The sequence below is a fragment of the Paraburkholderia silviterrae genome (genome assembly GCF_004353915.1).
Classification (GTDB): Bacteria; Pseudomonadota; Gammaproteobacteria; order Burkholderiales; family Burkholderiaceae; genus Paraburkholderia; species Paraburkholderia silviterrae.
In genome coordinates this window covers 1-6,417 of record NZ_SMRP01000067.1, presented here as the reverse complement: position 1 = coordinate 6,417, position 6,417 = coordinate 1, and the positions used below count along the sequence as shown (strand labels likewise).

7 protein-coding genes and 1 pseudogene are annotated in these 6,417 nt (G+C 64.3%); 5 read left to right on the top strand and 3 right to left on the bottom strand.

Annotated features, from left to right (window positions below; all coding sequences use genetic code 11):
* The 5 genes and pseudogenes from EYW47_RS40470 to EYW47_RS40450 all read left to right on the top strand — a co-directional run.
* Positions 1–472, top strand: a pseudogene (locus EYW47_RS40470) (threonine ammonia-lyase, biosynthetic); the annotation flags it as partial.
* Positions 473–642: 170 nt separating this feature from the next.
* The gene (locus tag EYW47_RS40465) at positions 643–1,632 is read left to right on the top strand and encodes an ABC transporter substrate-binding protein (protein WP_133200396.1); all 990 of its coding nucleotides are present in this window, start codon (positions 643–645) and stop codon (positions 1,630–1,632) included.
* A gap of 34 nt (positions 1,633–1,666) precedes the next feature.
* Positions 1,667–2,641, top strand: a complete 975-nt coding sequence (locus EYW47_RS40460; RefSeq protein ID WP_133200395.1) for an ABC transporter permease subunit — start codon at positions 1,667–1,669, stop codon at positions 2,639–2,641.
* Complete coding sequence (locus EYW47_RS40455) at positions 2,638–3,414, top strand: ATP-binding cassette domain-containing protein (RefSeq protein WP_133200394.1); 777 nt, start codon at positions 2,638–2,640, stop codon at positions 3,412–3,414. The genes EYW47_RS40460 and EYW47_RS40455 overlap by 4 nt, the downstream gene beginning before the upstream one ends.
* Positions 3,415–3,511: 97 nt before the next feature.
* Positions 3,512–3,865, top strand: coding sequence for a DOPA 4,5-dioxygenase family protein (locus EYW47_RS40450; protein ID WP_133200393.1), 354 nt, complete (start codon positions 3,512–3,514; stop codon positions 3,863–3,865).
* Between the two features lie 134 nt (positions 3,866–3,999).
* Here EYW47_RS40450 and EYW47_RS40445 read toward each other — a convergent pair whose 3' ends face one another.
* The 3 genes from EYW47_RS40445 to EYW47_RS41525 form a co-directional block, all read right to left on the bottom strand.
* Positions 4,000–5,361 (bottom strand): MFS transporter, encoded by a 1,362-nt coding sequence (locus EYW47_RS40445; protein WP_133200392.1) that lies wholly within the window; start codon positions 5,359–5,361, stop codon positions 4,000–4,002.
* A 180-nt stretch (positions 5,362–5,541) separates the two neighbouring features.
* The gene (locus tag EYW47_RS40440; protein WP_240764147.1) at positions 5,542–5,997 is read right to left on the bottom strand and encodes a hypothetical protein; all 456 of its coding nucleotides are present in this window, start codon (positions 5,995–5,997) and stop codon (positions 5,542–5,544) included.
* Positions 5,998–6,170: 173 nt separating this feature from the next.
* A partial coding sequence (locus tag EYW47_RS41525) for a hypothetical protein (protein ID WP_205710254.1) occupies positions 6,171–6,417 on the bottom strand: 247 nt, incomplete at its 5' end.

Genomic DNA, 6,417 nt, shown 5'->3' with positions numbered 1-6,417 from the left:
GCTGGTGGGCACGCGCAGCGTGACCGAGTTCAACTACCGCATCGACGACGCCGAGCGCGCGCACATCTTCGTGGGCGTGCAGATCCGCAACCGCGTCGAGTCGCAGCAGATCGCGCAGTCCTTCGTTGCGCACAGCTTCCCGTGCGTCGACCTCACTGGCGACGAGCTGTCCAAGCAGCACATCCGCTACATGGTGGGCGGGCGCTCGCCGCTCGCGCACGACGAGCGTCTGTTCCGCTTCGAGTTCCCGGAGCGCCCGGGCGCGCTGATGCGCTTCCTTTCGTCGATGGCGCCTAACTGGAACATCAGCCTGTTCCACTACCGCAACCAGGGCGCGGATTACAGCTCGATTCTCGTGGGCATTCAGGTGCCGGCAGCCGAGGACGCGGAGTTCCGGCGTTTTCTCGCCACGCTCGGCTATCCGCATTGGGAAGAGACGCAGAATCCGGCGTATCGGTTGTTCCTGCAATGATGCGTATGCACTCATCCGCGCGGCTCGCGCGCGGCATGGCGCGATAAAACTGCTGGAAAACACCAGGCCCGGCCAGAGTGCTCGTCAGTATACTGAGCCACTGCTGCCGGGCGTCGTCGCCTCAGGAGGATTGGGCGCCGTGCGTCGGACTCACCTGGAGGATGACAAATATGCTGCGCATCGTTCTTGGCCGTCTGATGGCTCTTTCCACGATCGCCATGGCTGCGCTGGGTGCGTTGCCCGGCGCGGCGCATGCCGACGCCGCGCATCCCGTGGTTGCGCTGCTGCCCGGCGTGACCGATCCCTTCTACTTCACGATGTATCGCGGCGCCGAGCGCGCGGCGAAGGAAGAGCACGTGCAGTTGCTGTTCCAGGTTCCGAAGGCCTGGAATACGACCGAGCAGGTGCCGATTCTCAAGGCACTGATCGCGAAGCATCCCGACGTGCTGCTCGTCTCGCCAGTCGACAAGCAGCAGATGATCGCCCCGCTCAAGGAAGCCGCCGACGCCGGCATCAAGGTCATCACCGTGGATACCTATATCGGCGACGGTCACTATCAGACCGGCAAGGGCGACGCCGATTTCCCGCTCTCCTATATTGCTTCGGACAACCTGGAAGGCGGCCGCGTGGCGGCGCGTGCGCTCGCGAAAGCCATCGGCGACCAGGGCACGGTCTATTGCGAGGACAACAAGCCTGGCATCTCCAGCACCGACGCGCGCGTGCAGGGCTTCATGGATGAGATGAAAAAGCATCCGAACATCAAGGTGCTCGAAACGCAATACAACGAGGACGACGCCAATCGTGCCGCAGCGCACGTGGCCGCCGTGCTCGCGCGCAATCCCGATCTCGCGGGCGTGTTCGGAGCGAACACCTTCTCGGGCAGCGGTGCGGCGCAAGGCGTGAAGACCGCGGGCAAGCAAGGCAAGGTCAAGGTCGTGGTCTTCGACGCCGTGCCGGGCATCGACGACAAGATCAGTAGCGGCCTCGTCTCTATCGCCATTGCGCAGCGTCCGTACGACATGGGCTATTACGCGGTGAAGTCCGCCGTCGACGCGATCCGCGGCAAGAAGATTCCCGTCTACCGGGGCACGGGTTTCGTGGTGCTCGACAAGTCGAACATCGACATGCCGGAAATGAAGGTGTACATCTACTCGAACTGATCGGACCGACCGACGGGACGAACTCACGCGCGCTATGAACGACAAGCGGCTCGATCGCCTCGCGCTCGTCAGCAAGGTCTGGCCGTGGCTGTTCTTGGGCGCGCTGCTCGTATTCTTCGAAATATGGGCACGCATCTCGGCGCACCGTTCGTTCGTCTTCAATACCTATAACCTGCAATCGATCGGCCTTGCAGCCAGCGCACCGCTGCTGCTCGCCATTGGTCAGACCTTCGTGATCGTGACCGCGGGCATCGACCTCTCGGTGGGATTCGTCATGGGTCTCGCGGCCGTGTGTGTGGCGCAGTTCACGATTCCGGGCGGCGGCTCGCCATGGGTATTGCTGCTGTCGATTCCGCTCACGATCCTCGTTTGCCTGATTCCCGGCTTCGTCAACGGCGTGCTGATCGCGCGCCTTGGCGTGCCCGCGTTCATCGGCACGCTCGGCATGTACGGCGTGGCGCGCGGCGCGGGCTTCCTTGCGGCCGGCAGCGGCATGACCGTGGCCGTCGACAATGCGGGACTCGCATGGCTCGGCCTGGGCTGGACGCCGGTGGTGCTCACGGCTGTGCTGCTCGCCGCCATGCACTTCGTGCTCTCGCAAACGAAATTTGGGCAGTACACCTATGCAATCGGCGGTAACCCACAATCGGCCGTACGCGCAGGCATCAATGTGCGCCGCCATCTGTTCGCGATCTATCTGATCGCGGCCACCTTCGCCGCGATCGGGGGCATCGTCTATACTGCGCGCTTCGCGGCCGGCGCCGCCAACGCCGGCGAGCCGATGCTGCTCGACTCGATCGCGGCAGTCGTGATCGGCGGCGCGAGCCTCTTCGGCGGCACGGGCACCGTGATCGGCACGTTGATCGGCTCGCTCATCATCGCCGTCATCGAATTCGGCCTTGTTTTTATCGACGTCAACGCGTTCTGGCAGTTCATCGTGGTGGGGATCGTGATCATCGTCTCGGTGCTGATCGATCAGTACAAAGAGCGGCTCGGCGGTGCGCAATGAGTCATGCGCCCGCAACGCCGGTGCTCGAGGCGCGCGATATTTCGATTCGCTTTGGCGGCGTCGAGGCGCTAAAGCGTGTCTCGCTGCGCCTGATGCCCGGCGAAGTGCTCGCGCTCGCTGGCGATAACGGCGCGGGCAAATCGACGCTCATCAAGATTCTCTCGGGCGTCTATCGTGCCGATGCGGGCGAGCTGCAGTTCGACGGCCGCGCGATGCAGTTGCGCGATCCACAGGACGCGCGCGCCCAGGGCATCGAAACGATTTATCAGGACCTCGCGCTTGCCGACAATCTCGACGTGGGCAGCAACATCTTTCTGGGCCGCGAACCTACTTGCCGCAAGTTGGGCTTTCAGGTGATCGACCGCTCGCACATGGCGCAGGTTGCGCGCGAAGTGCTGGAGCGGCTCGATATCGTGATTCCGCCGCGCAAGCTCGGCGGCCCCGTGAAGATGCTCTCGGGCGGGCAGCGCCAGGCCATCGCCATCGGCCGCGCCATTTACTGGAATGCGCGCGTGCTCATCATGGACGAACCCACAGCCGCGCTCGGCGTGCCGGAGCAGCGCAAGGTGATGGCGCTGATTGGTTCGCTCAAGGCGCAGGGTGTAGCGGTCTTGCTCATTTCACACAACCTGCACGATATTTTTGCGGTGTCCGACCGCATCGTCGTGCTGCGCCGGGGCGAGGTGGCCGGCGAGCGCCAGATCCAGCATACGAACGGCGACGAGATCGTGCGGCTCATGGTGGGCGATGCCTGCGCGAACGGCGCGCGTTGATGCCGGCGCGGATGCGGCAGGCGCATGCCAAGGCGGATTTCGCGGCACAATATCACCTTGAGCCTCAACAATCTTGCCGTTTTTCAGCCGCACGACCATGACGCATTTCGATCCTGCCGACATCTCGGGCTGGCACGCCCATATCTATTTCGACGCCCATACGCGCGACACCGCGTGGACCTTGCGCGAAACCATCGCGGCGCAACTGGGCGATGCCGTGCAGATCGGGCGCTTTCACGAGCGTCCGGTCGGACCGCATCCGATGTGGTCGTACCAGCTTGCCATTTCGCGCGAGCGATTTGCGGCGGTATTCGCGTGGCTCGTGCTCAATCACGGCGTGCTCGACGTGTTCGTGCACCCCAATACCGCCGATGCGTTGCGCGATCATCGCGATGCCGCCGTATGGATCGGCCATTCACACACGCTCAACCTTGCCGCGCTTGGCGGCTGAGCCCGCTGCCGAAGTTTTGATCGCTGAATCGGCCCGATACAAAACGTGAGAGGGCCGCAATTCAATCTTGCGGCCCGTATTGTTTGAGGCACCGTACTCGACGCGCCGTCACGCGGCAGCGCTCAGTCTTTCGCTCAGTGGCCGAACGATTCCTTCTCGGCGCCCGGCCCGGCTTGCATGACTTGCGGCCGCGCGACCTGCTTCACGAGCAATGCCGCGCAGGCCACGAGACCGGCCACGGCAATCGTCGCGAAGATCCCCGCGAACGAGAAATGCCTGCGCGCAAGCTCGGCCACGAGAAACGACCCGGCGATGCCGCCGAAGCGGCCGATCCCGAGCATCCACGCGACGCCGGTGCCACGGCCTTGAGTCGGGTAGAAGGCGGCCGCGAGCGCGGGCATCGACGATTGCGCCGTGTTCATAAGCACACCCGCCGCGAACACGGCGAGCACGAGCGCGCCCACATTGCCCACGGCCTGGCCGATGAGCCATACGGAAAGCGCGGTCAGCGCGTAGCACGCGGCGATGATGCGGTTGGCGTTGAAGCGGTCCATCAGCACGCCGCACAGCACGGCGCCAATGCCGCCGAGCGGGAACAGCGCCGAGATCAGCGTCGCGCGGGCGGGCGGCAGGCCGGCGTCCTTGAGGAGCAGCGGCATCCAGTTGATCGACGCGTAGAAAATCACGAGCCCCATGAAATAGGCGATCCATAGCATCATGGACCCGAGCGCATAGCGGCCCGAGAGCACTACGCCGAGGCCCTTGCCGTCGGCGTGCGGCGCGGTCTCGGTCATGGTGAACGACTGCGCGGTTTGCGCGTCGGCGGAAATGCGGGCGAGCGCGGCTCGGATACGCTCGGCGGGCCGCTGGTTCGCCACCATGTAGCGCACCGACTCGGGCATGCGCAGCGCAAGCGGAATGGCGAGCACGAGCGGCGTCATGCCGCCGAGCACGAGCACGCTGCGCCAGCCGAGGTGCGGAATCATCCACGCGGCAAGAAACCCGCCGAGTGCCGCGCCCAGCGGAAAGCCGCAGAACATCAGATTGATGATCGTCGCGCGGCGGGCGTCGGGACAGTATTCGCCCATCATCGTGACGGCGTTCGGCATGGCCGCACCCAGACCTACGCCTGTGACGAAACGAAGCCAGACGAGGTGGTCGATGCTCGAGGCGAACGCCGAAGCGAGGCACGCCGCGCCAAACACGAGTACCGCGCCGAGCAGCATGATACGGCGGCCGAGCCGGTCGGAAAGCGGACCCGAGACGAGCGCTCCGCAGGCGAGGCCGAAGAGCGCGGCGCTCAACACCGGCGCGAGGGCGGGCTTGGTGAGGCCCCACTCGCCGAGCAGTGAGGGCGCGATGAAGCCGATGGCCGCCGTGTCGAAGCCATCGAGCAGGACAATGGCAAAGCAAAGCAGAAAGATGAACCACTGAAACGGCGAGAACGGATGCTCGTTGATGAACGTCTGGACGTCGACAGCAGAACTGCGGCTCATGGAATGTCTCCTGACGTTGCGCGGGCGCGTGTGGGCGGAGCGCCCGAGGTGGCTCGCGATTCTTATGTTGTGAATTCCACAGGCGAATCGTACGCCCGTGCGGTTGCGACCGATATCGGGGACATTATCGATGGGTGGCGCGCAGCGGCTCTCGTGCGCTCGCCTTTGCGTGGGCGCCGCCTATTGCGGGGAGACCGTCAATTTCACGCGGCTCGCGCCGACTGTCTGTGCGGTGATCTCAATGCGACTACCACCCTTGCCTAGATAGAAGTGTTGGCGGCCCGGAGAATTTCCATCGTGGGTGGCGGCGGGCAGGCAGGAGGCGATATCGGCGCCTACGCCTTCGAGGGCGTCGGTGCCCGAACCGGTCTGGGCGTCACGCGTGCTCCACGTGCATTGCCAGGTGCCTCGATTCGTCGCGCACTGGGCATCGTCTCCGTAGGGCTGGGCGACGGCTCGCCCGTCCTCTGGACTCAGCGACGTGAAGTGCTGCGGCGCCGCCGCGACAATGCGCTTGAGTGCGGCGCAGGGGCTTGCGCTGTCGTCCGCATGGACCGCTGGCGGCGCGATGACCGAGAGCGTGGCGGCGAAGCAGGCCGACGCACGAATCACGATCCGGGCGATCTCTTGTGTCATGGTCGAATCGCTGCGATTGCCGCAGCGCCTCATAGGGCGATCGATGAACGTGTGCCGCAAACAACGTGCCGGGAACGGTCGGGGCTGAGCATCGCGAGCTGGGCGCCAAAGGGGGCTTTGGTATGAGGAAACGCAGCAGACATTTCTCGCTTGCGTAAGCGAGGGTAGGGGCGCTAAGATTCGCCCCCTTCGCTTCCTGCAGTACCGGCAGCGAAGGCCGCCGCGAGAAACGGCGGGGCGCGGGACCAACAGCTTTTCAGCAGCGACTGCAAAAAAAGATGTTGACGAAACGCGAAAGAGTCTGCATAATTTCGTTTCTCTGCTGCTGACGCAGCAACGCAGAAAACGCCGGGCAGTAATGCAGTAAGCCGGTGAGTTTCGCGATCGATCTTTAAAAATTTACAGCCGATAAGTGTGGGC